This is a genomic window from Kitasatospora sp. NPDC040550, assembly GCF_055594965.1.
On sequence record NZ_JBVIWC010000025.1, the window covers coordinates 24,418 to 50,904 of the forward strand.

Genomic DNA, 26,487 nt, shown 5'->3' on the forward strand with positions numbered 1-26,487 from the left:
CTCCTCGGAAGGGCCTGTCGGCCCGTTCTGTTCTGCTGCCGTGCGCGGTGTGAGCGCGGCGTCGTCGATGCCCGCCCCTAGTATCGCGGGTCGGAGCAGGCAAATGCACAGGAGGTGGCCGGATCATGACCCGAGACCAGCTGGAACGGCGTCCGGAAGTCCGGATAGATCGCTCTGACGTGGGACTTCGGGTCTCTGTGCGACGCCTCTCGGAGTTCGTGGACGACCGTCCGGTGTTCCGCGATGTGATCGGCGTGCTCACATCGTGGGACGATCAAGGACTCACGGTCGAGCCCCGTTCCGGCGCTCCGGTGAGCTTCCCGGAGAAGCTGCTGGTCGCGGGCAAGGTCGTGCCGCTCTTCCCGGCGCGGCGCGCGCAGCTGCCCGCCGCCACGCCGGTCGAACTGCAGCGGACCGCCGGGCGCGGCTGGCCGGGCGTCGAGCAGGAGGCACTCGGCGAGTGGACCCTGCGCGCCGCGGCCGGGTTCACCCGGCGCGCCAACTCCGTCCAGGCGCTCGGCGATCCCGGCGTGCCGCTGCCCGCGGCCCTGGCCGCCGTCCGGTCCTGGTACGCGGCGCGCGGGCTGCCCGCCTACGTCGAGGTGGTCAGCCCCGGCTCGCCCGAGGAACTGCGCGGCGAACTCGACCGACTGGGCGCCGGGTACGCCCCCACCCTGGTGCGCACCGCCCCGCTCGCCGTGCTCGCCCGGGCCGGCACCGGGCACGAGCGGGTCCGGCTCGCCCGGACGGTGGACACCGACTGGATGTCGCTGTACCGGCGGGTGAGCGGGGACCCGGCCGTCGAGGAGGCGGCCCGCCGGGTGCTGCACGGAGGCCCCTCGGTCTGGTTCGCCACCGTCCCCGGCGCCCCCGGGCAGCCGCCGCTGGCGATCGGACGCTGCGTCATCGACGGCCCGTGGGCCGGCTTCGGCGCGATCGAGGTCCAGCCGTACGCCCGGCGGGCCGGACTGGCGACCACGGTGATGGCGGTGCTCGCCGCCCGCGCGGCCGAGGAGGGGGCGAGCGGCGCGTACCTGCAGGTCGAGGCGGAGAACGACGGTGCGAGGGCGCTCTATGACGGACTCGGCTTCACGACCAGTCACACTTACCACTACGCGCTCCTCCCCCAGGAGTAGCCGACCGACCGTTCCATCCTGGTATGTCCGCTTGTCCGTCCGTCGTACGAAGGCCGTCGCCGTCACCGTGACCGAGCACAGCAGAGACCGCTTCCGGACCGCCGCCCGCTCCGAGCAGCCCGACCCGGTGCTGCTCTGCCTGCTCGCCGCCGCCGAGCACGACCCGGTCCTCGACCCGGGCGATCCGGGCGAACCGCCCGGCGTGGACACCCTGCTGGCCGCCTGCGAGGCCGCGCTCGACCGGCACGCGGCCGCCGTCCGGCTCGCCGTGGCCGAACGCTCGCCGTCCGGGCCGGAGGAGACCGCCGCGCTGCTCGCCGCCGTGCTCGGCGGCCGGGAGCGCTTCCACGGGCGCCAGTCCGACTACCGCCGGCTGGAGTCCTCGCTGCTGCCCGACGTGCTGCGGCGCCGGCGCGGGCTGCCGATCATGCTCTCGCTGGTGTGGACGGCCGTCGGCCGCCGGGCCGGGCTCACCGTGCACGGCATCGCCCTGCCCGGCCACTTCATCGTCGCGGTCGGCGGCCCGGCCGGCGGCGAGGAGTACGTCCTCGCCGACCCCTTCCACGGCGGGCGGCTGCTCGACCCCGCCGACGTCGAGCGCCTGGTCGCCGCCTCCGGGCACGACTTCACCCCCGCGCTGCTCACCCCCGCCCAGCCGCTGGACATCGTGCTGCGGGTGCTCGGCAACATCCGGGCCTGGGCCGCCGACCGGCCCGAACAGGCCCGCACCCAGCTGTGGGCCACCGAACTCGCCCTGCTGCTCCCCCGGCACCCGGCCCAGCTCCGCCTGGAACGGGCCGAACTCCTGGTGCGGATGGGCGACTTCCTCGGCGGAGCGGCGGAGATGGACGACTACGCGCGGATCCTGGACGCCTTCGACCCGGACACCGCCGCCAAGGTCCGCCAGGAGGCCCGCGCGGCCCGCCACCGGCTCAACTGACCAGCACCCTCGGAGAGTTACAGCCAGCCCTTCTCCCGGGCGATCCGGACCGCCTCGGTGCGGTTGCGGGCCTCGGTCTTCTGGATCGCCATCGAGAGGTAGTTGCGGACCGTCCCCTCCGACAGGTGCAGCCGCCTGGCGATGTCCGCGTTCACCGCGCCGTCCGCGGCCGCGCCCAGCACGTCCCGCTCGCGCGCGGTCAGCGGGTTGGCGCCCTCGGCCAGCGCGGCCGCCGCCAGCGCCGGATCGATCACCCGCTCGCCGCGCAGCACCCGGCGGATCGCCTCGGCCAGCTCGGACGCCGGCGCGTCCTTCACCAGGAAGGCGTCCGCCCCCGACTCCATCGCCCGGCGCAGGTAACCGGGGCGCCCGAAGGTCGTCGCGATGACCACCCGCGTCCCCGGCGCCCGGCCGCGCAGCTCGGCGGCCGCCTCGATGCCCGTCATCCCCGGCATCTCGATGTCCAGCACGGCGACCTGCACCTCGTTCGCCAGCACCGCCGCCACCACCTCGTCCCCGCGGCCGACCTGCGCCACGACGTCGATGTCCCCCTCCAGCCCGAGCAGCGCCGCCAGCGCCTCCCGGACCATCCCCTGGTCCTCGGCGAGCAGCACGCGGATCGAGGGGCCGTTCTCTGCAGTACCCATGGCCATGACCTTAGGGCCTGTCATCCGGGGCGACGGGCCCGGATATTCGGGTGCCCGCCGGCGCCGTGCGCAGCAGACTGACCCGATGCCCTCCCTGGAGCTCCTGCGCCCCGACCACGCCGACGCCGTGCTCGCCTTCGAGCTCGCCAACCGCGCCTGGTTCGCCCGGACCGTGCCCGACCGCGGCGACGCCTACTTCACCCCCGCCGGGTTCGCCGAGCGCCACGCCGCCCTGCTCGCCGAACAGGCCGAGGGCACCAGCCGGTTCCACCTCGTCCTCGACCCGGACGGCGCACTGATCGGCCGGATCAACCTGCTGGACCTCGTGGACGGCAGCGCCGAACTCGGCTACCGCATCGCCGAATCGGCCGCCGGGCAGGGCCTCGCCCAGGCCGCCGTCGCGCTGGTCTGCCGACTCGCCGCCGACGCCTACGGCCTCCACGCGCTGACCGCCGCCACCACCCTCGACAATCCGGCCTCGATGGCCGTCCTGACCCGCAGCGGGTTCAGGGCCACCGGGGAGTGCCTCCTCGGCGGACACCCGGGCCTGCGCTACCGCCGCGCCCTGGAGTCCCTGGAGAAGTCCTAGGAGACCGTGGAGGCGCCGGGGGACGGCGCGGGCACCGTCCGCAGGGGCACCGAGGCCCGGACCCGGAAGCCCTTGCCGCGCTCCCCCGGGCCGGTCTCCAGCCGCCCGCCCACCAGGGCCAGGCGCTCCTCCAACCCGGAGAGCCCGTTCCCCGGCTGGGACTTGCCCGGGCCGGGACCGTTGTCGGTGATCTCCAGGACGGCGTACCGCTCGCCGCCGCCGTCCCAGCTCTCGTCCGCCGTGACCGTGCAGACGGTGGCCCCCTCGCCGTGCCGGACGATGTTGGTGACCGCCTCGCGCAGCGCCCAGGCCAGCGCACCCGCCTCCTCGTTGGCCAGCGACGGCCAGGCGTCCACCAGCTCCGGCGCGGCCTCCAGCCGGACCTGCGCGGCGGCCAGCGCCGTACGGGCGGCCGCGAGTTCGACCGGCAGGGTGGGGCGGCGGAAGCCGGTCACGGCCTCCCGCACGTCGATCAGCGACTGCCGGGCGACCTGCTCGATGTCGGCGACCTGCGCCCGCGCCGCCTCGTCCTTGCCCGCGTCCATGAAGCGGCCGGCCAGCTCGCTCTTGAGGGTGATCAGCGAGAGCGAGTGCCCGAGCAGGTCGTGCAGGTCACGGGCGAGCCGCAGCCGCTCCTCGGAGGCGGCCAGGTGGGCGACGGCGGCCCGGGCCTCGCGCAGCTCCCTCATGGTGGCGACCAGCCGCTGCAGGCCGGTCATCGCGACGCCGGAGAGGAAGGCGCTGAGGGCGAAGGTGGTGGTGTTGTCGTTGTCGGCGTGGATCGCCAGGCCGGTCCCGGCGGTGAGCAGGGCCATCGCGACCAGGGCGCGCAGCGCGTGCTTCACCGGGGTGATCACCGCGAGGCACACCGAGGCGTAGATGAACATGGTCAGGAACGCGCCGCCGAGCACCGCGGCGGAGGCCACCGCGAGCACGATCATCGTCCCGACGGTCACCTGGCAGGCCCGCGGCTTCATCCCCGCCTGTGAGCGGAAGATCACCAGCAGGACGTAGGCGGCCACGAAGACCGCCAGGCACACCCAGCCGAAGACCTGCTCGGCCCCGCTGTGGCCGCCGTTCACCAGGTTGCTCGCCGGGTAGGCCAGGTAGGTCATCCACAGCAGCATCCAGGCGACCTTGACGGTCATCTGCCGCCGGGTCTCCACCGCGGCGCCCGGGACGTTCATGAAGGAGGCGCGCGCCGGACCGGCCTCCACCGGTTCGTCGGGGCGGTCGGTCCGGTGCTCGTCGGTCATGGCGATCATCATGCCCGGCGGGCGTCGCGCCGGTACAGCGCCGCCGCACCGGCGACGAACACCGCGAAGAAGGCGGCCAGTCCGGCGACCGCAGCCAGGTCCAGGGAGTGCCCGGGCTGGGTGAAGGTGGCCAGCTTGTTGTACAGGAACACCGGGTTGAACCGGGCGAAGGTCTCCAGCGAGCCGCTCACCGGGAACCAGGTGCCGCCGAGCAGCGCCATCGCCATGTAGGTGATCATCACGATCGGCTGCACCGCGTCCGGCGCCGCCGCGTAGCCCAGCGCCACCCCCAGCGCGGCGAACACGAAGCTGCCCAGCCAGAGCGCGGCCGCCAGCCCGATCCACTGCGGCACGCTCAGCGAGACGCCCTGGGCGGCCCCGACCGCGAAGACCACCAGGATCGCCGGCAGCGTGGTCACCGCGGTCGCCGCGATCTTGCCGACGGTGTACGCCCGGCCGGGCAGCGCGGTCAGCCGCAGCTGGCGCGTCCAACCGCTCTTGCGCTCCAGCGAGATCCGCTGCGCGTTGCCGGTGAGCACCGCGCCGACCGCGCCGAAGGTGGCCATCGAGACCATGAAGTAGGTCTTCACGGGCAGGCCGCCGGCCTGGTTGCCGGAGCCGTAGGCGTTGATGAAGAAGACGTACATCAGCGCCGGGTAGAGCACGGTGAAGAACAGGTAGCGCCGGTTGCGGAGGGTCCGCAGGATCTCCAGCTTGATCAGGGTGGTCATCGCACGCTCTCCTTCTCGGCGTCGTCCCGGCGGTCCAGTTCGCCCGTGATGGTCAGGAAGGCCTGCTCCAGGCCGACCCCGGTGACCTCCAGGCCGCGCGGGTACAGGCCGGCCCGGTAGATCCCGGCGACGCCGGCGTCCGCGTCAGCGGTCCGGATCCGCACCGTCCGCACTCCCGGGACGCGGGCGGTGACGTCCAGCGCCTGCACGCCCGGCAGGGCGCGCAGCACCGCCTCGTCGAAGCGGACGTCCGCGGGGAGGTCGGCGTCGTGGAGTTCGAAGGCGATCCGGCGGGCCCCGGCGCGCGCCTTGATCTCCGCGGAGCTGCCGTCGGCGATCAGCCGACCCCGGTGCAGCACCAGGACGCGGTCGGCGATCGAGTCGGCCTCCTCCAGGTAGTGGGTGGCGAACAGCACGGTGCGCCCGGCGTCGGCCTGCGCGCGCATGCTCGCCCAGAAGGCCTGCCGGACGCTGACGTCCATCCCGGTGGTGGGCTCGTCCAGCACGATCAGGTCGCTGTCGCCGGCGATCGCCAGGGCGAAGCGGACCCGCTGCTCCTGGCCGCCGGACAGCTTGTCGACCCGGCGTTCGGCGATCTCCTCGATCCCGGCGTCGGCCAGCACCCCCGTGACCGACCGACCGCGCGGGTGCACCGTGCAGGCGAGCTCGACCAGCTCGCGGACCTTGACGTCGGTCATCAGCCCGCCGGACTGCAGCATCGCGCCGACCCGGCCGTCCGCGATCGCCGCCCGCGGGGTGCCGCCGAACAGCGTGACGCTGCCCTGGTCGGGTTCGCGCAGGCCGAGCAGCAGGTCCAGGCTGGTGGACTTGCCGGCGCCGTTCGGGCCGAGCAGGGCGACGGTCTCGCCCGGCCGCAGCACGAGGTCCAGCCCGTCCACGGCACGCACCCGCCCGTAGCTCTTGCCCACGCCGCGGAAGGCGGCCACCTCGGTAACCATCGCCCGGCTCCTCTCCCTGGTGGTGTCCGGTGCGGAGCTGTCCGCACCACCCCAGGGTCCCGCCCGGGCCGGGGCCGGCGGCAGTGTCGGCCGTCGTGCCTTCGGCATGACGGATGTCATGCCGAAGGCACGACGGCCCGGCCCGGGGCGCCTACAGGCCCAGCGAGCGCTTCACGAAGTCGACCTGGAGCAGCAGCAGGTTCTCCGCGACCTCCTCCTGCGGCGTCATGTGGGTGACGCCCGACAGCGGCAGCACGGTGTGCGGGCGCCCGGCGGCCAGCAGCGCCGAGGAGAGCCGCAGGGTGTGGGCGGCCACCACGTTGTCGTCGGCCAGGCCATGGATGATCATCAGCGGGCGCTCCAGCCCGGCCGCGTACCCGTTCAGCGAGTTCGCCGCGTACACCTCGGGCCGCTCGGCCGGGTGGCCCAGGTAGCGCTCGGTGTAGTGGGTGTCGTACAGCTCCCAGTCGGTCACCGGGGCCCCGGCCACCGCCGCGTGGAACACGTCGGGGCGGCGCAGCACGGCGAGCGCGGCGAGGTAGCCGCCGTACGACCAGCCGCGGATCGCGACCCGGTCGAGGTCCAGCGGGAACTCGCCGGCCAGCGCCCGCAGCGCCTCCACCTGGTCGTCCAGGGTGGCCCCGGCGAAGTCGAAGGCGATGGACTTCTCCCAGGCCGGGCCGCGCCCGGGGGTGCCGCGCCCGTCGGCGACGACCACCGCGAAGCCCTGGTCGGCGAACCACTGCGAGTTGAGGTGCGGGTTGTGCGCCTGGACGACGCGCTGGCCGTGCGGGCCGCCGTACGGGTCCATCAGGACGGGCAGCAGGCCGTCGCGCTCGCGGTCGTAGCCGGTGGGCAGGAACACCGCGGCCGGGATGCGGCGCTCGCCCGCGAAGCGGAAGACCGGGCGGGCCTTGATGGCCGGGGTCTCGGCGTACGAGGCGACGGTGGCGACGTCGTCGACCACCACGCCCTCCGGCAGGTCGCGGGCGACCTGGACCAGCGTGCCGGGCAGGTCGGGCTCGGCGGTGGCCCGGACGGTGATGCCGCCGGCGTGCACCGCGCTGGTGACGGAGGTGAACGGGCGGCCGTTGGCGGACTCCCAGGCCAGTTCCTTGCCGTCGTGGCTGATCCGGCCGACGGCGATCCAGCCGGGCTCGGGGTCGGTCTCCTCGGCGCCGCCGGAGGCGCTGAAGAACACCTCCCGCGCGGTGACCGCGACCACCGACCGCACGTGCAGGTCGGCCCCGGTGACGGCCTGGTCGCCGACCACCAGCGCCCGCACCCCGCCCTGGTCGGAGATCCGGACCAGCTTGCCGTCCGGGGTCCAGGCCGGCACGCCCGGGAAGGCCTCCAGCCAGACCTCGTCCTGCTCCTCGAACAGCACCTCGGTGGCGCCGGTGGTCACGTCCAGGCCGAGGACCCGCTGGGCGCGCTGGTCCCGGGACTGGACGAGCAGCAGCGGCACGCCGCCCTCGGACCAGTGCACCCGGGCCAGGTACGGGAAGGCCGCGTGGTCCCAGGAGACCTCGGTGCGTCCGCCGTGCAGGTCGAGCACCCAGAGCCCGACCTCGGCGTTGGCGGTGCCGGCCGCCGGGTAGGCGACCTCGGCGGGCTCGCGGTCCGGGTTGGCCGGGTCGGCGATCCACCAGCGGCGCACCGGGCTGTCGTCGGCGCGCTCGGCCAGCAGCCGCTCGCCGTCCGGGGACCACCAGAAGCCGCGGGTGCGGTCGATCTCCTCCTGGGCGATGAACTCGGCCTGGCCCCAGGTGACGTTCGGGCCGTCCGGCTCGGCGAGCGCCCGGTCGCCGCTGCCGTCGGTGCGGGTCAGCCGCAGTTCCCCGGCGGTGTTGGCGTAGGCGACGTGGGCGCCGTCCGGGGAGAGCCGCGGGTCCAGCAGCGGTCCCACGGCGGGCAGTTCAGCGGTGGTGCCGGTGGCCAGGTCGGCGGTGAACAGCCGGCCGGAGAGCGCGAAGGCGGCCCGGTCGCCGGCGGCGTCCAGGGCGTAGCCGACGATGCCGGCCGAGCTCTCCCGGCTGCGCTCGCGGCGCGCCTTCTCGGCCGGCGAGAGGTCCTCCTCGCCGCCGCCGAGCAGCACCGCCGGGTCGGCGGCGATCCGCTCCTCGCCGGTGGCGGTGTCGAGGGTCCAGAGCAGGTTGGCCCGGTCGCCGCCCGAGCGCGAGCGCAGGAAGACGACCCGCGAGCCGTCCGGTACGACGGAGAAGGAGCGGGGGGCGCCGACGGTGTAGCGCAGGGTCCGCGCGTACTGCCGGGGGAAGGTGTCCGCAGGAGTGTGGGAGGTCATGGCACCAGACCCTACGACGGGCGACTGCCACGGCCGGGTGACTGACGATCACTCGTTCGGAGCACCACCCCCGAGTACGCCCCGAAGGGCCCCGCACCCCCTCCCACCGGCCCGTGCGCCCCACGAGTGCCCCGTTGCCCCGGCGCGCGCGGACTCACTGAATGTAATGCTCCCCTTACCCATCGGGTATGACTGGTCAGGCGAGTGATCGTCGGGCCCCGTCCCGGGCCCGCCGGACACCCGGCCCCGATTCCCGTACGGTCCCACCGCCGCCCTCCCCCGGGGGCGGCGCCCGAGAAGGGGTGTGAGCCCACATGGCCATGAACATCTCCGCAGCCGTGCTGATGCTCGTCATCGTGGTGGTGCTGATCCGCCGCTCCGGCCTCAAGCTGGCGCACGCGATCGTCTGCGCACTGCTCGGCTTCTACCTGGCCTCCAGCTCGATCGCACCGTCGATCAGCCAGGTCACCAGCAACCTCGCCGGAATGATCAACGGCCTCAAGCTCTGACCCCTCCGGCCGGTCGTTAGGCTTCCTCCCATGACCGCGACTACCGGCCGCCGCCTCCTCCTGGTCCACGCCCATCCGGACGACGAGTCGATCGGCAACGGCGCCACCATGGCCAGGTACGCCGCCGAGGGCGCCCGGGTGACGCTGGTGACCTGCACCCTCGGCGAGGGCGGCGAGGTGATCCCGCCCACGCTGGCGCACCTGACGGCCGATCGGGACGACACCCTCGGCGCCCACCGGATCGGCGAGCTGACCGGGGCGATGCGCGCCCTCGGCGTCACGGACTTCCGCTTCCTCGGCGGGCCGGGGCGCTACCGCGACTCCGGGATGATGGGCGTGCCCGAGAACGACGCCCCCGGCTGCTTCTGGCAGGCGGACGTGGACGAGGCGGCGGGCCACCTGGTCGCGGTGATCCGCGAGGTGCGGCCGCAGGTGCTGGTCACGTACGACGAGAACGGCGGCTACGGGCACCCGGACCACATCCAGGCGCACCGGGTCGCGATGCGCGCGTACGAGCTGGCCGCCGACCCGGCGTACGCCCCGGAGGCGGGCGCTCCCTGGCGGATCGCCAAGGTGTACTGGAACCGGATGCCCCGCTCGGTGCTGGACGCCGGCCTCGCCGCGACCGCCGCCGAGGCGCGCTTCCCGGGCGTCGCGAGCCCCTCCGACGTCCCCGGGGTGGTGGCCGACGAGGTGGTCACCACCGTGCTGGACGGCACCGGCTACGCCGCCCCCAAGGCCGCCGCGCTGACCGCGCACGCCACCCAGATCACCGTGGCCGGCGACTCCTTCGCGCTCTCCAACCACCTCGGCCAGCCGCTGTTCGCCACCGAGTACTACCAGTTGGTGCGCGGCCAGGCCGGGCCGGAGCGGCCCGAGCGCGACCTCTTCGCGGGCCTCGACACCGACGCCGCGGCCCCGGCGGCCGATCCGACGACCGATCCGACGGGCCGGGCCGCCGACCCGGTTCCGAGCGAGGGGAACGCCCGATGACCGCGCCCGCCGCCAAGCCGAAGAGCCCCTCGATCGCGGTGACCGTCCTCGGCACCCGCGAGGAGCGGCTGGCCGAGGCCCAACCCCCGCGCGCCGCCCGGATCGCGGCTTATGTCCTGTTCTTCCTGCTGGGCACCGCGGTGTCGGTGTGCGGATCCTTTGTGCAGGCCCTGTGGCCGCCCGTGGGAGTTCTGCTGGCGCTCGCCGCCACCGCCGCGACCTTCTACGCCGGCCTGCGGGTCACCGGCACCAAGCTGGGCGCCGCGGTGCCCGCGGGCGGCTGGTTCATGGCGATGCTGCTGCTGATGGTGCCCCGGCCGGAGGGCGACAACGTGCTCTGGTCCAACGCCACATCGCTGGCCTGGCTGTTCGTCGGCTCGATCCTGGGCGTGATCTGCGCCACCCTGCCCACCCGCACCAGCTGGTTCCCCGGCGTGCCCAACCCCAAGCGCTGAGCCGGGCGGGCGGCCGCGTACGGTGGCGCACACAACGCGCAGTCAGGACCACTCCGCCGTACTCTCATACCGGAGGAACCGGACGTATCAGGATCTGTCCGAAGCCGTTCACCGCTCAGTTCTTCCCAGTATGGTGGTCCCGCAGTACGTCGTACCCGACCGCCGTTTGCCCCAGGCCCGGCGACCACGAACCGCGGTCGCGCCGCACGGCCCGCCCGCGAACCCGGAGCAGAGCAGCATTGAGCAGCCGCGAATCTGACAACGCCAACCCGACGCCCCGGCGCACGGGTCCGGACGCCTACCCGTCGGGCACGCCGCCCTACGGCACCCCGGCGGGCCCCGGCGGCGACCGGGCCGGCGCCGACACCGGGTCGGGCGGCGAGGACGACGGTCCGAAGACCGAGACCACCCTGACCACCCGGGTCCGGATCAACATCCCCGGCTCGCGCCCGATCCCGCCGGTCGTCGTCCGCAGCACCGTCAAGAACGAGACCGCCCGGGGCGACGACGGCCCGGCCGACCCGTTCGCGCCGGGCGCCGAGCCCGGCGGCCCGCGGCACCGCTCCGCGCCCGCCTCGCCCGTCCTCGGCGTGATGGAGGGCGGCTCCGGCTCGGCCACCCCGCCGAACCTGCCGCCGGAGTGGCAGATCCCGCCGATCCCGCCGGCGACCTCGGAGTCCGAGTCCACCGGCGCGTGGTTCCGGCCGCGGCAGAAGAAGGCCCCGGCCGCCGAGCCCGTCCCGGCCGCCGTGCCGGTCGGCGCCCCGAGCGCCCCGAGCGCGCCGCGCGCGCCGGAGGCCCCGGCCGTGCCCGGCCCCGGCGCCGAGGCCCGGCCGCAGGCCGCCCCGAGCGGTGCCCGCCCGGCTCCGGACGCCGGCGCCGCCCGGCCGAACGGCCGCCCGCTGCCCACCCGGGGTCAGGCCCCGCACCAGGGCGCCGCCCCGGCCACCCCCGCCTCGCCCTACGGCGCCGGGGGCCCGGCCGAGGAGCCCGGCGTGTACGAGAGCGCCGACCCGTTCGCCCCGGTCACCGATCCGTTCGCCCCGACCGGTCCGACCGGCTCCGCCGCCGGCGCGCGCGGCCGCGGCGACCAGCGCGGCCCGCGCGGCAGCCGTCCGGAGCAGCCGTCACCGCACCAGCAGGGCGGCCCCCAGCAGGGCGGGCTGCCGCAGGGCGGCTTCCAGCAGCCCGGCGGCCAGCAGGGCGGGTTCCCGCAGGGCGGCTTCCCGCCGGCCGAGCCCGGCCCGGAGGACACCTCGGTGGACGGCTTCGCGCCGATCCGCGAGCACGCCGCCCCCCCGGCCGCCATACCCGGCCTGCCCCGGAACGGCACCGCCCCGCAGGGTGCCGACGGCCGCCCGCAGCCGGGCCTGTTCGCCTCGGCCCCGACCGGTGCCGACCCGTTCGCCACCCAGCGCCCGGCCGCCCCCGGCCAGGACCCCTTCGCCGCCCCGGCGGGCCCCGGCGGGCTCTTCCCGGGCGCGCCCCAGCCCGCCTCCCAGCCCACCCCGCCGCCCGCCCCCGGCGGGCCCCGCCGGGCGGGTCGGGACCCGGAGGCCACCGAGGTCACCCCGCTGCCCACCCCCGGCCCCCAGGCCGCGGCGGGCGGTCCCGGCGGTCCCGGCGGCCAGGTCGACGCCGCCCCGTTCCTCCCCGGCGCCGTCCCCGGGCCGGCCCCCGCGGCCGGCCCCGCAGCCGCCAAGGACAAGGCCGAGCCGGCCGCCCCGGCCAAGGGCAAGGCGAAGGCCAAGCGCGGCGGCCCGAAGAAGCTGGTCAAGCTCGGCGTCTACGCCGTCGGCGGGGTGTTCTTCCTCGGCGCCGCCGCGTACGGCACCGGCCTGATGCTCAACCAGTCCGACATCCCCAAGGGCACCGTGGTGCTCGGCACGGACATCGGCGGCAACGGCCGCGACCAGGCGATCCACGCGCTGGACGCCTCGGTCGGCAAGGCCGGGCAGCAGCCGCTCAAGCTCAAGATCGGCGACCAGAGCGTCGACCTGGACCCGACGGTCGCCGGCCTGAGCTTCGACACCACGGCCACCGTGGACGGCCTCGCCGCGCACAGCTACAACCCGGTCGACGTGATCAAGTCGATCCAGGGCGGCACCAAGGCCGTCGCCCCGGAGGTCCGGGTCGACCGCGCCAAGCTCAAGGCCGCGCTGGACTCGCTGGCGGTCGGCTCGGGCCAGGGCCTCCAGGAGGGCTACGTCAAGTTCGCCGACAACGGCGACCCGGTCGTGGTCCCCGGCAAGGCCGGTCAGGCGGTGGACACCAACGCCGCGCTGGACGTGATCGAGCAGGCCTACCGCGACCGCGCCGCCGGCAAGCCGGACCAGCCGATCGCCCTGGCCGTCACGGCCGCCCAGCCCAAGGTCTCCACCCAGGCCCTCCAGGCCGCCGCGGACAGCCTCGGCAAGCAGGTGACCAGCGGGAAGATCCACATCGTGGCCGGCGCCAAGACCTGGGACTTCGGCCCGAAGACCGCGGCCAAGGCGCTCACCCTGACCCCGGACGCCTCCGGCAAGATCGCGCCCAAGTGGGACCTCGACGCGCTGGGCTCCCAGCTCAACGGCGCGTTCGACAAGGTGAAGGCCAAGAAGAACGGCCAGACCGCCGCGATCACCCCGCAGGACGTCGCGGACGCCGTCACCGCGCTGTTCGACAAGACCGGCGACAAGGAACGCACCTTCAAGTTCACCACCGCCTGACGCCGGACACCTGGCGTCTGACGCCGGACGCCGGACGCCGGACGGCACCACCGTCCGGCGACGTCCGCCGACGAGCCGGGCACGAACGAGGGGCGGGGCCGCCGCACCGCACGGATGCGGCCGTCCCGCCCCTCGACAACTCCCCCTCCCGGTCAGCAAGATGTGACGCCACACCATCCGTCACAACCACCCCGGGAGCCACGCCGATGGGCCGCCGCAGCCTCCAGCACCACCGGACGGCACTGCTCGCCGGTCTCACCGTCCTGACGCTCTCCCTCGCGCTCTGCTCCTGCTCCGCGGGGTCGGACGGCGCCGTCGCGAACGCCCCGGTCGCCGCCACCGGGGTGCCCAAGCTGACCTCGGTCGACATCAACGCCCACGACCGCGCCCAGCTGCGCCAGGGCGGCACCCTGAACCTGGCGATCTCCCAGTTCTCCCACCAGTGGTCGCCGATCCACGCCGACGGCACCGAGTCCTCGACCGTGGCGGTCAGCAAGCCGCTGCTGCCGACCTTCTTCCGCTCCGACGCGGCGGGCACCCAGACCGTCAACCCGGCCTACCTCCAGGAGGCCCACGCCGAGCTCAGGGACGGCCACCAGGTGGTCACCTGGACACTCAACCCGAAGGCCCACTGGTCCGACGGCACCCCGATCACCTGGCACGACATCGAGGCCAACTGGCGCGCCATGAACGGCAAGGACCCGGCGTACCGGCCGTCCAGCACCTCCGGCTTCGAGCTGGTCAGCTCGGTCGAGCGGGGCAAGGACGACTTCCAGGCCGTGATGACCTTCGACCGGCCGTTCTCCGAGTGGCAGTCGATGTTCAACGGCGCCGCCAACGCGCCGTTGCTGCCCGCGAGCCGGGTGTCCACCCCGGAGCTGTTCAACTCGGCCTACCTGGACGCGATCCCGCTCACCGCCGGCCCCTTCAAGGTCGAGCGGCTGGACCCGTCGGCGCAGACCGTCACCCTGGTCGCCGACCCGGCCTGGTGGGGCGACAAGCCGGTGCTGGACCGGATCGTCTTCCACGCCATGCTGCCCGACGCGATGCGCACCGCCTTCGCCAAGGGCGAGATCGACCTCCTCAACAACGGCCCGGACCTGGCCGGCTACCAGGTCATCAAGAGCACCAAGGGCGCGGCCGTGCGCCGGGCCGGCGGGCCGGACTTCCGCCAGCTCACCCTGAACGCCCGCACCCCCGCGCTCGCCGACGCGACCGTCCGCCAGGCCGTCCTCCAGGCGATCAACCGGGATGCCCTGATCCGCACCGACCTCAACGGCCTGGACTGGCCCGCCGTCCCGCTCAACAACCACCTGCTGGTCGCCAACCAGAACGGCTACCGCGACAACTCCCTGGGGCTGTCCCGCTTCGACCCGGCCGAGGCCGCCCGCAAGCTGGACTCGGCGGGCTGGAAGCTCGACGGCGACGTGCGGAAGAAGGACGGCCACGAGCTGAACCTGCGGATGGTCGTCCCCGCCGGGGTGGCCGTGGCCCAGAGCGAGACGGCCTCCGTGTCGAAGATGCTCAAGGACGTCGGCGTCAAGGTCACCCCGGTGACCGCCGCCGCCAACGAGTTCTTCGACAAGTACGTCAACCGCGACGACTTCGACATCGCCGTCTACGCGCTGCTCGGCACCCCGTTCCCGGCCAGCGGCAGCCGCGCGACCTACGTCCAGAACAGCTCCTCCAACCGGGCCGGCACCGGCAGTTCCGCAGTGGACGCCGCGCTCGACCGGGCCGCCGGCGCGACCGACGCCGGCACCGCCTCCGAGGCGATCAACCAGGCCGACGGCGAACTCTGGAAGGTGGCCGGCGTCCTGCCGCTCTACCAGCGCCCGCAGCTGTACGGCGCCCGCGCCGACCTCGCCAACATCGGCGCCCAGGGCCTGTCGGACATCGTCTGGGAGAACGTCGGCTTCACCAAGTAGCGCCCCGACTCAGCCGTGCAGGGTCTCCCGCCAGTAGTGGCAGGCGCTGCGGCGGCCGGGCAGCTCGGCCCCCTCCGCGTCCGCCACCGGCACCAGCGGCGGGAGTTCGGTCAGGCAGCGGTCCCGCACCCGGTCGCAGCGGGGATTGAACGCGCAGCCCTCCGGGATGCGCAGCAGGCTGGGCGGCAGGCCCTTGATGGCGTGCAGGTCCTGGCCCTTCTGGTCCAGCCGGGGGATGGAGTCCAGCAGGCCCCGGGTGTACGGGTGGGCCGGACGCGCGTACAGCTGGTGCACGGGGGCGGTCTCGACGATCCGGCCCGCGTACATCACGGCGATCTTGTCCGCGACGTCGGCGACCACGCCCAAGTCGTGGGTGATCAGGATCAGGCCCATGTTGAACTCGGCCTGCAACTCGGCCAGCAGGTCCATCACCTGGGCCTGCACCGTCACGTCCAGCGCGGTGGTGGGCTCGTCGGCGATGATCAGGTCCGGCTCCAGGGCCAGCGCCATCGCGATCATGATGCGCTGGCGCATGCCGCCCGAGAACTGGTGCGGATAGTCGTTCACCCGCTGCTTGGCCGCCGGGATGCGCACCCGCTCCATCAGCTCGACGGCCTTCACCTTCGCCTCGGCGCGCGAGAACCCCTGGTGGACCCGGAACATCTCGCCGAGCTGGTAGCCCACGCTGAGCACCGGATTGAGGGCGGACAGCGCGTCCTGGAAGATCATCGCGATCTGCCGGCCCCGGACGGTCCGCCGGAGCCGGGGGCTCATGGTCAGCAGGTCGTCACCCCGGAACAGGATCCGCCCCGCGGTGATCCGGCCGGGCGGCACGTCCAGGATGCCCATGATCGCCTGCGCCGTCACCGACTTCCCGGAGCCGGACTCGCCCAGCACCGCCAGCGTCTCCCCCGCCGCCACCGAGTAGCTCACCCCGTTGACGGCCCTGGCGACACCGTCCTGGGTGTGGAACTCGATGTGCAGGTCCTCGACCTCCAGCAGCGGCGTCCCGGGCACCAGGTTCTCCCGTCCGCCGCCGACCACCTCGACCGCATCCATCCGGGCAGCCCTCCTCAGCGCAGCCGCGACCATCGCCTGGCGCAGAGCAACTATCAAGGAACGGCGTTCACTTGGGGAGTGTGCGGCAGATCTCGGTTCCATCACGGCGAAGGGCGCGCCCTCGGTACGAGGACGCGCCCTGGGTGGCACCGACCGCTAAGGCTCCTGGCCGGAGCCGCCGTCGGCCTCCCCGTTGCCCTGCTCCGCGGCGCTCTGCCCGTTGCCCTGCTCCGCCGCGCTCCGCCCGATCTCGCGCTCCGCCGCACTCCGCCCGATCTCGCGCTCCGCCGCGAAGTGACACGCCGAGTCGTGCACCGCCGCCCCGTTCAGCCAGCCCGGCGAGGTCAGCAGCGGCACCTCCACCGAGCACCGCTCCTGCGCCTTCCAGCAGCGGGTGCGGAACCGGCACCCCGAGGGCGGGTTGGCCGGCGAGGGCACGTCCCCGGTGAGCACGATCCGGTCCCGGCTCTCGCGCGCCGTCGGATCCGGCACCGGCACCGCCGACAGCAGCGCCTGGGTGTACGGGTGGGTCGCGTGGTCGTAGATCTCCAGGTCGCTGCCGAGCTCGACCATCTTGCCCAGGTACATCACCCCCACCCGGTCCGAGATGTGCCGGACGATGGAGAGGTCGTGGGCGATGAACATGTACGAGAGGTTGAACTCGCCCTGCAGCTGCTCCAGCAGGTTGATCACCTGCGCCTGGACGGACACGTCCAGCGCGGAGACCGGCTCGTCGCAGATGATGATCTCCGGCTTGAGCGCCAACCCCCGGGCGATGCCGATGCGCTGGCGCTGGCCGCCGGAGAACTGGTGCGGGTACCGGTTGATGTACTCCGGGTTGAGCCCGACCACGTCCAGCAGGTCCTGGACGGCCTTGCGGCGGTCGCCCTTGGGCGCCACCTCGGGGTGGATCTCGAACGGCTCACCGATGATGTCGCCGACCGTCATGCGCGGGTTCAGCGAGGTGTACGGGTCCTGGAACACCATCTGGATGTTGCGCCGGACGGCCTTCAACCCGGCCCCGGAGAGCCGGGAGATCTCCTCGCCCTTGTAGCGGACGGATCCTCCGGTGGCCGGCTCCAGGCTCATCAGCACCTTGGCCAGCGTGGACTTGCCGCAGCCGGACTCGCCGACGATGCCGAGCGTCTCGCCCTGCATCAGGTCGAAGCTGACCCCGTCCACCGCCTTGACCGCGCCGACCTGCTTCCGGAACAGCACGCCCTTGGTCAGCGGGAAGTGCTTGACCAGGTCCCGGACCTCCAGGATCGGCTCGCCGCGCGGCACCGGCTGCTCGAAGGCGACCTCCTCCGGCACCGCCGCGCCCATCGCGCTGGCCCCGTTAACGGCCATGGAGGGTCTCCTTCCAGAAGAAGCAGGCGCTGCCGCGGCCCTCCAGCGGGGTGCCGTCCTCCTCGGTGACCGGGAACAGCTCCGGCACCTCGGCCCGGCAGACGTCCTGCGCCCGCGGGCAGCGGGGGTTGAAGGCGCAGCCCTTGGGGATCCGCAGCAGGTTGGGCGGCAGGCCCTTGATGGCGTAGAGCTCGTGGCCCTTCTGGTCCAGCCGGGGGATGGAGTCCAGCAGGCCCCGGGTGTACGGGTGCGCGGGCCGGGCGTACAACTCGTGCACGGGGGCGGTCTCGACGATCCGGCCCGCGTACATCACGGCGATCTTGTCCGCGACGTCGGCGACCACGCCGAGGTCGTGGGTGATCAGGATGAGCCCCATGTGGAACTCGGCCTGGAGCTCGGCGAGCAGGTCCATCACCTGGGCCTGGACGGTGACGTCCAGCGCGGTGGTGGGCTCGTCGGCGATGATCAGGTCCGGTTCCAGGGCCAGCGCCATCGCGATCATGATGCGCTGGCGCATGCCGCCCGAGAACTGGTGCGGGTAGTCGTTCACCCGCTGCTTGGCCGCGGGGATGCGCACCCGCTCCATCAGCTCGACGGCCTTGGCCTTCGCCTCGGCCCGGGAGACACCCTGGTGCGCCCGGAACATCTCGCCGAGCTGGTAGCCCACGCTGAGCACCGGATTGAGGGCGGACAGCGCGTCCTGGAAGATCATCGCGATCTTCCGGCCGCGGATCCTGCGCCGCTCCTCCTTGCCCATCGTCAACATGTCCTGGCCGCGGAAGCGGATCTCCCCGCGCGGGATCCGGGCCGGCGGCATGTCCAGGATGCCCATGATCGCCTGGGCGGTCACCGACTTCCCGGAGCCGGACTCGCCCAGCACCGCCAGTGTCTCCCCGGCCCGGACGCTGTAGTTGACCCCGTTGACGGCCCGGGCGACGCCGTCCCGGGTGACGAACTCGACGTGCAGGTCCCGCACGTCGAGCAGCGGCCCCTCGTAGGGCGTCTGCCGCTCCTGGCCGGTGGCGTCCACAGCTGTACTCACGATGCGCTCCCCTCGCTCAGCGAAGCTTCGGGTCGAGGGCGTCGCGCACCGCGTCGCCCAGCATGATGAAGGCCAGCACGGTGACGGAGAGCGCCGCGGCCGGGAAGAACAGCACGTACGGCGCCGTGCGGATCACCTTCTGGGCGGAGGAGATGTCGATGCCCCAGGAGATGGTCGGGTCCTGGAGGCCGATGCCGAGGAAGCTCAGCGTGGCCTCGGCCGCGATGTAGCCGCCGAGCGCGATGGTGGCGACCACGATCACCGGGGCGATCGCGTTCGGCAGGATGTGCCGGAACATCAGCCGCCCCGTCCCGGCACCGAGCGCCCGGCCCGCCACCACGTAGTCGGCCTGTTTGACGGTCAGCACCGCGCCGCGCATGACGCGGGCGATCTGGGTCCAGCCGAGCACGCCGAGGGCGATGACCACGCTCCAGACCGTGCGGGTGGCGAAGGCGTTCAGCAGCACCAGGGCGCCGAGCAGCAGCGGGATGCCGAAGAAGATGTCGATGATCCGGGAGATCACCGCGTCCACGGCGCCGCCGAAGTACCCGGCGACCATGCCGGTCAGCCCGCCGAGCACGGTGACCGCGGCGGTCACGAAGATGCCGACGGTGATCGAGGCGCGGGCGCCGTAGATGACCCGGGCGAAGATGGAGCGGCCCTGGGCGTCGTAGCCGAACCAGCCGACGCCGAAGACGTCGCCCCAGTCCGGCCGGCGCAGGTAGTCGTTCACCAGGTCGGCCTTGCGCGGGTCGGCGTCGGTGAAGGCGTACGGGAAGACCGCCATCACCACCAGCAGCAGGATCAGCACCGCGGAGATCAGGAAGATCGGCCGCCGGCGCAGGTCCCGCCAGGCGTCGCCCCAGAGGCTGCGGGCTTCCTCCCGCTTCTCCACGTCGGGTTCGACCAGGGTCTCCTGCTCGACCGCCATGCCCTGCTCGCCCGCGTAGTCCAGGTGCGCGACACCGGGCTTGGGGTGCGGCTTGGGCGAGTCCTCGTCGTGGATGTCAGGCATAGCGGATCCTCGGGTCCAGGACCGCGTAGAGCAGGTCGACGAGCAGGCTGGCGACCAGGTAGACGATCACCAGGACGGTCACGATGCCGACCACGGTGGGCCCTTCCTTCGTGTTGATCGCCCGGTACAGGACGTTGCCGATGCCCTGCACGTTGAAGATGCCCTCGGTGACGATCGCGCCGCCCATCAGCGCGCCCAGGTCGGTGCCGAGGAAGGTGACCACCGGGATCAGCGAGTTGCGCAGCAGGTGGCGCAGGATGATGGTGCGCCGGGGCAGGCCCTTGGCGACGGCGGTGCGCATGTAGTCGGCCCGCAGGTTCTCGCCGATCGAGGTCCGGGTCAGCCGGGCCACGTAGGCGAGCGAGAGCGAGCCCAGCACCACGGCGGGCAGGACGAGTTGGGTGAGGTCGTAGCTGTCCTGCACGGTCGGGGTGACCCAGCCCAGATTGGTGGCGAAGATCGTCTGCGCGATGTACGCCAGCACGAAGACCGGGATCGAGATCACCACCAGGGTCAGCACCAGCACCAGGGTGTCCGCGATGCTGCCGCGCCACAGTCCGGAGACCAGGCCGAGGGCGAGGCCGAGGACCAGCTCGAACACGAAGGCCAGCAGCGCGAGCCGGATGGTGACCGGGAAGGCCCCGGCCATGATGTCGGAGACCGGGCGGCCGGTGAAGCTGGTGCCGAAGTCGCCCTGGAACAGGTTCGCCATGTAGTGCAGGTACTGCTTCCAGACCGGCTGGTCGAGGAAGTACTTGTGCTTGATGCTGGCCACCACGGCCGGGTCGGCCGCCTTCTCCCCGAACAGCGCCGTCACCGGGTCCCCGGGCAGCGTGTAGACCATCAGGAAGATCAGCAGCGTGGTGCCGAAGAACACCGGGATCATCTGCAGCACCCGCCGCAGCACGTAACTGCCCATCCGAGCCTCCTTCCAGGGCGTGACCGGCCGGGGGCGACCGGCCGGGAGAACCGGGCCCCGCCCTCCGTGCGGGGAGGGCGGGGCCGCGTGGGGGGCGGATCAGCCCTTGACCTCGACCTGGGTCCAGGCCGGGTTGCCGAAGGAGTCGAACTTCACGTTCTGCACCTTGTTCGAGTAGCCCGAGTTGGTGCGGTAGTACCAGAGCGGGATGGCCGGCATGCCGCTCGGCAGCACCGCCTCGGCCTGCTGGTAGCCGGTCACCGTGTCGGCGACGCTGGCCGCCTCGTCGGCCTTGGTGGCGGCGTCGTCGAACTGCGGGTTGCTGTAGCCGAAGTCGTTGGAGGCCGCGCCGGTGCGGTAGACGTCGGAGAGGAAGTTGGCGTTCAGCGGGTAGTCCTGCACCCAGCCGGTGCGGAAGGCGCCGTTGAGCTGGTGCGCGGTGATCGCCGCGCGGGCGGTCTTGAAGTCGGGCTTCGGGTCGCCCAGGCAGTCCACGCCGGTGCTCTGCCGGATCGAGTTGCAGACGGCGTCGACCCACTCCTTGTGGCCGCCGTCCGCGTTGTAGGTGATCAGCAGCTTGTTGCCGGGGACGCCGCCGCCCTCCTGGATCAGCTGCTTGGCCTTGGCCGCGTCGAACTTGCAGAAGTCGCCGCAGGCGCCGTCCTTGTAGCCCTCGACGCCCTCGGCGACCCAGGCGGTGGCGGGCTTGCGGGAGCCCTGGAGCACCGTCTTGGTGATGATGTCCCGGTCGATCGCCATCGACAGGCCCTGGCGCACCTTCGCCTTGTCCGGCGAGGACCAGTCGGCCTGGTAGAGCGTGAAGCCGATGTTCTGGATCGCGCCCTGCGGGGCGTCGACGGCCCGGTCGCCGAGGTCGTTCTTGTAGTTCGCCAGCGCCGACGGCGGCACCTGGTCCATCACGTCGAGGTTGCTGGACTGGAGGTCCGCGTAGGCGGCCTCGGACGTGGTGTACATCTTGAAGACGATGCCGCCGTTCTTCGGCTTGTCCACGCCCTGGTAGTCCGGGAAGGTCTTGGTGACCACCTCGGTGTTGTGCGACCAGCTGACGAACTGGTACGGGCCGTTGCCCACCGGCTTCTGCCCGTACCCGGCCGGGTCCTTGTAGAAGGCGTCCGGCAGCGGCGAGAAGGCGATGTAGCCGAGCTTGTACTCGAAGTACGAGACCTTGTGGCTGAGCTTGACGGTGAAGTGCAGGTCGTCGGTGACGGTCAGGCCGGACATCTTGTCCGTGGTCGCCTTGCCGGTGGCCGGGTGGACGTCCTGGTAGCCCTCGATGTCGGAGAACCAGGAGCTGTTGATCTGGGCGTTGGCCGGGTTGGCGCCCCAGTTCCAGGCGTCCACGAAGTTCTTGGCGTGCACCGGGGTGCCGTCGTGGAACTTCCAGCCGTCCTTCAAGGTGATGTTGAAGGTCTGCGAGTCACTGGTGTCGATCTTGTCCGCGACCTGCATCCGGATCTTCGCGTTGCTGGGGTCGTAGTCCACCAGCCCCTTGAACAGGTTCTGGATGATGCGACCGCCGCCCACCTCGTTGGCGTTGGCGGGCTGCAGCGGGTTCTGCGGCTCATTGCTCTGGTAGCTGAACGTCTTGGAGGCGTCCGACGAGCTGCTGCCACCGCCTCCCCCGCTGCTGCTGCACCCGGTGGCCACCAGGACCACGGACGTCGCAGCGGCGAGGACCAGGCGAGCACGGGCGGCTACGGGCATGGAGGTCCCTCCTCAGGGGTGTGTGTCGCATCACACCCCATGAGAAGCGCGCCCCGGCGACGGCGCGAGCCGGGTGCACCCGGACGGGTGCCGTGACCCCCCTGCCGAGTTGACGCGGCGCCGGATCCTCCCGGCGCCCGGAACGCCGGAAGGGCCCGCGGCCGGAGCCGCGGACCCTTCCTGGTGCGTACGGGACGTCAGGCCGCGGCCGACTCCCGGACCTCGGCGAAGTGGCAGGCCGACTCGTGGGCGGCCGGGCCCTCCAGCGTGGTCGGGATCGCCAGCAGCGGGATCTCCTCGGAGCAGCGCTCCTCCGCCTTCCAGCAGCGGGTGCGGAAGCGGCAGCCGGACGGCGGGTTGGCCGGCGAGGGGATGTCCCCGGTGAGGATGATCCGCTCGCGGGTCTCGCGCGCCGTCGGATCCGGCACCGGCACCGCCGACAGCAGCGCCTGGGTGTACGGGTGGGTCGCGTTCTCGTAGATCTGCTCGTCGGAGCCGATCTCGACCATCTTGCCCAGGTACATCACGCCGACGCGGTCGGAGATGTGCCGGACGATGGAGAGGTCGTGCGCGATGAACATGTACGACAGGCCGAACTCGCCCTGCAGCTGCTCCAGCAGGTTGATCACCTGCGCCTGGACGGACACGTCCAGCGCGGAGACCGGCTCGTCGCAGATGATGATCTCCGGCTTGAGCGCGAGGCCGCGGGCGATGCCGATGCGCTGGCGCTGGCCGCCGGAGAACTGGTGCGGGTACCGGTTGATGTACTCCGGGTTCAGACCCACGACGTCCAGCAGGTCCTGGACGGCCTTGCGGCGGTCGCCCTTGGGCGCCACCTCGGGGTGGATCTCGAACGGCTCACCGATGATGTCGCCGACCGTCATGCGCGGGTTCAGCGAGGTGTACGGGTCCTGGAACACCATCTGGATGTTGCGCCGGACGGCCTTGAGGGCCGCACCGCTCAGGGTGGAGATGTCCTCGCCCTTGAACAGCACCTGACCGGAGGTGGCCCGCTCCAGGTTCATCAGCACCTTGGCCAGCGTGGACTTGCCACAGCCGGACTCGCCGACGATGCCGAGCGTCTCGCCCTTCTTCAGGTCGAAGCTGATGCCGTCGACGGCCTTGACCGCGCCGACCTGCTTCTTGAACAGGACGCCCTGGGTCAGCGGGTAGTGCTTGACCAGGTCCTTGACCTCCAGGATGTTCTCAGCCATGGAGGGTCTCCTTCCAGAGGTGGCACGCGCTGCGGCGGCCGGTGAGCTCCGTGCCGTCCTCGTCGGTCACGTGGTGCAGCAGCGGGACCTCCGTGCGGCACAGGTCGGTGGCGACGTCGCAGCGGGGGTTGAACGCGCAGCCGGCCGGAACCTTGAGCAGGTTCGGGGGCAGGCCCTTGATCGCGTACAGGTCCTGGCCCTTCTGGTCCAGGCGCGGGATCGAGCGGAGCAGGCCCTTGGTGTACGGGTGCGCGGGGTTCGCGTACAGCTCGTGCACCGGGGCGGTCTCGACGATCCGGCCCGCGTACATCACGGCGATCTTGTCCGCGACGTCGGCGACCACGCCGAGGTCGTGGGTGATCAGGATCAGGCCCATGTTGTACTCGGCCTGGAGCTCCGCCAGCAGGTCCATCACCTGGGCCTGGACGGTGACGTCCAGGGCGGTGGTGGGCTCGTCGGCGATGATCAGGTCGGGCTGCATCGACAGCGCCATGGCGATCATGATGCGCTGGCGCATGCCGCCGGAGAACTGGTGCGGGTAGTCGTTCACCCGCTGCTTGGCGGCGGGGATGCGCACCCGGTCCATCAGCTCGATGGCCTTGGCCTTGGCCTCGGCCTTGGAGGCGCCCTGGTGCACCCGGAACATCTCGCCGAGCTGGTAGCCCACGCTGAGCACGGGGTTGAGCGCCGAGAGCGCGTCCTGGAAGATCATCGCGATCTTCTGGCCGCGGATCTTGCGCCGCTCCTCGTTGCCCATCTTGAGCATGTCCTGGCCGCGGAACAGGATCTCGCCCTGGGTCACCTTGCCCGGGGGCATGTCCAGGATGCCCATGATGGTCTGGGCCGTCACGGACTTGCCGGAGCCGGACTCGCCGAGGACGGCGAGGGTCTCGCCGGCCGCGACGGAGTAGTTGACGCCGTTCACGGCCTTGGCGATGCCGTCCCGGGTGTGGAACTCCACGTGGAGGTCCTTGACCTCCAGGAGCGGGGTTCCGACTTCGAGACGATCGCTCTTCTGGTTGTTCTCGATCACGGTGGTCATCGGGTCGTCACCTCTTCTCTCAGCGGAGCTTCGGGTCGAGGGCGTCGCGCACCGCGTCGCCGAGCATGATGAAGGCCAGCACGGTGAGGCTCAGCATGCCTGCCGGGAAGAACAGGGCGAAGGGCGCCGTACGGATCAGCTTCTGGGCCGAGTTGATGTCGATGCCCCAGGAGATGGTCGGGTCCTGCAGACCGATGCCGAGGAAGCTCAGCGTCGCCTCCAGGGCGATGAAGCCGCCGAGGGCGATGGTGGCGACCACGATCACCGGGGCGATCGCGTTCGGCAGGATGTGCCGGAACATGATCCGGCTGGTGCTGGCGCCGAGCGCCCTGGCCGCCGTCACGAAGTCGGACTGCTTGATCGTGATCACCGAACCGCGCATGACACGGGTCATCTGGGTCCAGCCCAGGGCGACCAGGGCGAAGACCACGCTCCAGATCGTGCGCGTGGGGAAGGCGTTCAGGATCACCAGCGCGCCGAGCAGCAGCGGGATGCCGAAGAAGATGTCGGTGATGCGGGAGAGGATCGTGTCGACCCAGCCGCCGAAGTAACCGGCGAGCATGCCGGTGATGCCGCCGAGGAGGGTCGTGCCGACGGTGACGCAGATGCCGACCACGACCGAGGCGCGGGCGCCGTAGATGACGCGGGCGTAGATGCTGCGGCCCTGGCCGTCGTAACCGAACCAGTCCCCTTCGAAGAAGTGGGTGTAGTTCGGCGGCGTGTGGAAGTGGTTGCGCAGGTCGCCGGCCCGCGGGTCCACCGAGGTGAACAGTCCGGGGGCGATCGCGATCACGATCAGCAGCAGGATCAGCAGCGCGGAGATCACGAAGATCGGCTTGCGCCGGAGGTCGTGCCAGGCGTCGGAGCCGAGGCTGCGCGGCTTCTCCGGCTTGGCGGCGGCCGCCGCGACGGTGGTCTGGGCCGGGATCTTCCCGGCCGTCTTCTTCTCGGTCAGGTCAGGCATACCGGATCCTCGGGTCCAGGACCGCGTAAAGCAGGTCGACGATCAGGCCGGCGGCCAGGTAGACGATCACCAGGAAGGCCACGAAACCGGAGACGGTCGCGCCCTCCTTCATGTTGATCGCTTGGTAGAGCGCGTGGCCGACACCCTGGACGTTGAAGATGCCTTCGGTGACGATCGCACCGCCCATCAGGGCGCCGAGGTCGGTGCCGAGGAAGGTGACCACCGGGATCAGCGAGTTGCGCAGCAGGTGGGTGCCGATGACCTTCCGGCGCGGCAGGCCCTTGGCCACCGCGGTGCGGACGTAGTCGGCCTTGATGTTCTCGGCGATGGAGGTACGGGTGAGGCGCGCGACGTAGGCCAGCGACAGCGAGCCGAGCACGACGGCCGGCAGCACCAGCTGGGTGATGTCGTCGCTGTGCTGGACGGTCGGCGTGACCCACTTGAGGTTGATGCCGAAGATCGTCTGGAACAGGAAGCCCAGCACCGGGACCGGGATCGAGATCAGCAGCAGGGTGAAGACCAGCGCGCCCTTGTCGAAGATCTTGCCGCGGCGCAGACCCGCGAACAGGCCGATGCCGATGCCGACCACGATCTCGATGGCGAACGCGAACAGCGCCAGCCGGACCGTGACCGGGAGCGCCTCGGTGATCTTGTCGAGCACGGGACGTCCGTCCAGTGCCGTGCCGAAGTCACCGGTGAGCAGGCCCCCCATGTAGGAGAGGTACTGCTGGACCAGCGGCTGGTCCAGGTGCTGCTGGTGCTTCAGGGCTGCGAGCTGCACCGGGTCCGGCGCCTTGTCGCCCCACAGTGCCGCCAGCGGGTCACCGGGCAGCAAGTGCACCATGAAAAAGATGAGTGCGGTCGTTCCGAGGAACACCGGAATCATCTGGAGCAGTCGCCTCGCGACAAAGCGCCCCATCGTGCCTCCATGTATGGCTCTGCCGGGCCCGTCAACCCGGCAAGAGATAAGTCGGCGTGCCAACGGCCGGTGCCAGTCCTCG

Annotated in this window: 23 protein-coding genes; 8 read left to right on the plus strand and 15 right to left on the minus strand. The window is 72.2% G+C overall.

The window, feature by feature from the left end:
- Positions 1–125: 125 nt before the first annotated feature.
- The gene (locus ACZ58X_RS30545) at positions 126–1,136 is read left to right on the plus strand and encodes a GNAT family N-acetyltransferase (RefSeq protein WP_470336809.1); all 1,011 of its coding nucleotides are present in this window, start codon (positions 126–128) and stop codon (positions 1,134–1,136) included.
- Between the two features lie 31 nt (positions 1,137–1,167).
- Entirely contained in the window at positions 1,168–2,076 is a 909-nt protein-coding gene (locus ACZ58X_RS30550; protein ID WP_470336810.1) for a SirB1 family protein, read from the plus strand.
- Between the two features lie 17 nt (positions 2,077–2,093).
- On the opposite strand, the gene ACZ58X_RS30555 is transcribed toward ACZ58X_RS30550, so the two are convergent.
- Positions 2,094–2,723, minus strand: a complete 630-nt coding sequence (locus ACZ58X_RS30555; RefSeq protein WP_470336811.1) for a response regulator — start codon at positions 2,721–2,723, stop codon at positions 2,094–2,096.
- A gap of 85 nt (positions 2,724–2,808) precedes the next feature.
- Between ACZ58X_RS30555 and ACZ58X_RS30560 the strand changes: the two genes are divergently transcribed.
- The gene (locus ACZ58X_RS30560; RefSeq protein ID WP_470336812.1) at positions 2,809–3,312 is read left to right on the plus strand and encodes a GNAT family N-acetyltransferase; all 504 of its coding nucleotides are present in this window, start codon (positions 2,809–2,811) and stop codon (positions 3,310–3,312) included.
- Here the strand turns inward: ACZ58X_RS30560 and ACZ58X_RS30565 are convergent.
- The 4 genes from ACZ58X_RS30565 to ACZ58X_RS30580 all read right to left on the minus strand — a co-directional run bounded on the left by ACZ58X_RS30565 (position 3,309) and on the right by ACZ58X_RS30580 (position 8,563).
- Positions 3,309–4,568: a sensor histidine kinase gene (locus ACZ58X_RS30565; RefSeq protein ID WP_470336813.1), complete on the minus strand. Its 1,260-nt coding sequence runs from the start codon at positions 4,566–4,568 to the stop codon at positions 3,309–3,311. The genes ACZ58X_RS30560 and ACZ58X_RS30565 overlap by 4 nt on opposite strands.
- An 8-nt stretch (positions 4,569–4,576) precedes the next feature.
- Positions 4,577–5,299 (minus strand): ABC transporter permease, encoded by a 723-nt coding sequence (locus tag ACZ58X_RS30570; protein ID WP_470336814.1) that lies wholly within the window; start codon positions 5,297–5,299, stop codon positions 4,577–4,579.
- The gene (locus tag ACZ58X_RS30575) at positions 5,296–6,258 is read right to left on the minus strand and encodes an ABC transporter ATP-binding protein (protein WP_470336815.1); all 963 of its coding nucleotides are present in this window, start codon (positions 6,256–6,258) and stop codon (positions 5,296–5,298) included. The genes ACZ58X_RS30570 and ACZ58X_RS30575 overlap by 4 nt, the downstream gene beginning before the upstream one ends.
- A gap of 151 nt (positions 6,259–6,409) precedes the next feature.
- Positions 6,410–8,563, minus strand: a complete 2,154-nt coding sequence (locus ACZ58X_RS30580) for a S9 family peptidase (protein ID WP_470336816.1) — start codon at positions 8,561–8,563, stop codon at positions 6,410–6,412.
- A 314-nt stretch (positions 8,564–8,877) separates the two neighbouring features.
- Here ACZ58X_RS30580 and ACZ58X_RS30585 point away from each other — a divergent pair, with 314 nt between their 5' ends.
- From ACZ58X_RS30585 to ACZ58X_RS30605, 5 genes are all read left to right on the plus strand, one after another.
- The gene (locus ACZ58X_RS30585; protein ID WP_030062563.1) at positions 8,878–9,072 is read left to right on the plus strand and encodes a DUF2304 family protein; all 195 of its coding nucleotides are present in this window, start codon (positions 8,878–8,880) and stop codon (positions 9,070–9,072) included.
- 30 nt (positions 9,073–9,102) lie between these two features.
- A complete protein-coding gene (gene mshB / locus ACZ58X_RS30590; protein ID WP_470336817.1) occupies positions 9,103–10,065 on the plus strand; it encodes an N-acetyl-1-D-myo-inositol-2-amino-2-deoxy-alpha-D-glucopyranoside deacetylase in 963 nt (320 codons plus the stop codon).
- On the plus strand, positions 10,062–10,520 hold the full coding sequence (locus ACZ58X_RS30595; RefSeq protein ID WP_470336818.1) for a DUF6113 family protein: 459 nt from the start codon (positions 10,062–10,064) through the stop codon (positions 10,518–10,520). Before mshB ends, ACZ58X_RS30595 begins: the two co-directional genes overlap by 4 nt.
- A 239-nt stretch (positions 10,521–10,759) precedes the next feature.
- On the plus strand, positions 10,760–13,228 hold the full coding sequence (locus ACZ58X_RS30600) for a peptidoglycan binding domain-containing protein (RefSeq protein WP_470336819.1): 2,469 nt from the start codon (positions 10,760–10,762) through the stop codon (positions 13,226–13,228).
- 206 nt (positions 13,229–13,434) lie between these two features.
- A complete protein-coding gene (locus tag ACZ58X_RS30605; protein WP_470336820.1) occupies positions 13,435–15,156 on the plus strand; it encodes an ABC transporter family substrate-binding protein in 1,722 nt (573 codons plus the stop codon).
- Between the two features lie 9 nt (positions 15,157–15,165).
- Here the strand turns inward: ACZ58X_RS30605 and ACZ58X_RS30610 are convergent, their stop codons facing one another.
- From ACZ58X_RS30610 to ACZ58X_RS30655, 10 genes are all read right to left on the minus strand, one after another.
- Positions 15,166–16,215: an ABC transporter ATP-binding protein gene (locus ACZ58X_RS30610; protein ID WP_470336821.1), complete on the minus strand. Its 1,050-nt coding sequence runs from the start codon at positions 16,213–16,215 to the stop codon at positions 15,166–15,168.
- 156 nt (positions 16,216–16,371) lie between these two features.
- Entirely contained in the window at positions 16,372–17,541 is a 1,170-nt protein-coding gene (locus ACZ58X_RS30615) for an ABC transporter ATP-binding protein (RefSeq protein WP_470336900.1), read from the minus strand.
- A 13-nt stretch (positions 17,542–17,554) separates the two neighbouring features.
- Positions 17,555–18,607: an ABC transporter ATP-binding protein gene (locus ACZ58X_RS30620; protein WP_470336822.1), complete on the minus strand. Its 1,053-nt coding sequence runs from the start codon at positions 18,605–18,607 to the stop codon at positions 17,555–17,557.
- Between the two features lie 16 nt (positions 18,608–18,623).
- The gene (locus ACZ58X_RS30625) at positions 18,624–19,538 is read right to left on the minus strand and encodes an ABC transporter permease (protein ID WP_470336901.1); all 915 of its coding nucleotides are present in this window, start codon (positions 19,536–19,538) and stop codon (positions 18,624–18,626) included.
- Between the two features lie 76 nt (positions 19,539–19,614).
- Complete coding sequence (locus ACZ58X_RS30630) at positions 19,615–20,541, minus strand: ABC transporter permease (RefSeq protein ID WP_470336823.1); 927 nt, start codon at positions 20,539–20,541, stop codon at positions 19,615–19,617.
- A 99-nt stretch (positions 20,542–20,640) separates the two neighbouring features.
- Positions 20,641–22,266: a peptide ABC transporter substrate-binding protein gene (locus tag ACZ58X_RS30635; protein WP_470336824.1), complete on the minus strand. Its 1,626-nt coding sequence runs from the start codon at positions 22,264–22,266 to the stop codon at positions 20,641–20,643.
- A gap of 197 nt (positions 22,267–22,463) precedes the next feature.
- Positions 22,464–23,480: an ABC transporter ATP-binding protein gene (locus ACZ58X_RS30640; protein WP_470336825.1), complete on the minus strand. Its 1,017-nt coding sequence runs from the start codon at positions 23,478–23,480 to the stop codon at positions 22,464–22,466.
- On the minus strand, positions 23,473–24,522 hold the full coding sequence (locus tag ACZ58X_RS30645) for an ABC transporter ATP-binding protein (protein WP_470336826.1): 1,050 nt from the start codon (positions 24,520–24,522) through the stop codon (positions 23,473–23,475). The genes ACZ58X_RS30640 and ACZ58X_RS30645 overlap by 8 nt, the downstream gene beginning before the upstream one ends.
- A gap of 19 nt (positions 24,523–24,541) precedes the next feature.
- Entirely contained in the window at positions 24,542–25,486 is a 945-nt protein-coding gene (locus tag ACZ58X_RS30650; RefSeq protein ID WP_470336827.1) for an ABC transporter permease, read from the minus strand.
- Positions 25,479–26,405 (minus strand): ABC transporter permease, encoded by a 927-nt coding sequence (locus ACZ58X_RS30655; RefSeq protein ID WP_470336828.1) that lies wholly within the window; start codon positions 26,403–26,405, stop codon positions 25,479–25,481. The genes ACZ58X_RS30650 and ACZ58X_RS30655 overlap by 8 nt, the downstream gene beginning before the upstream one ends.
- Positions 26,406–26,487 lie beyond the last annotated feature (82 nt).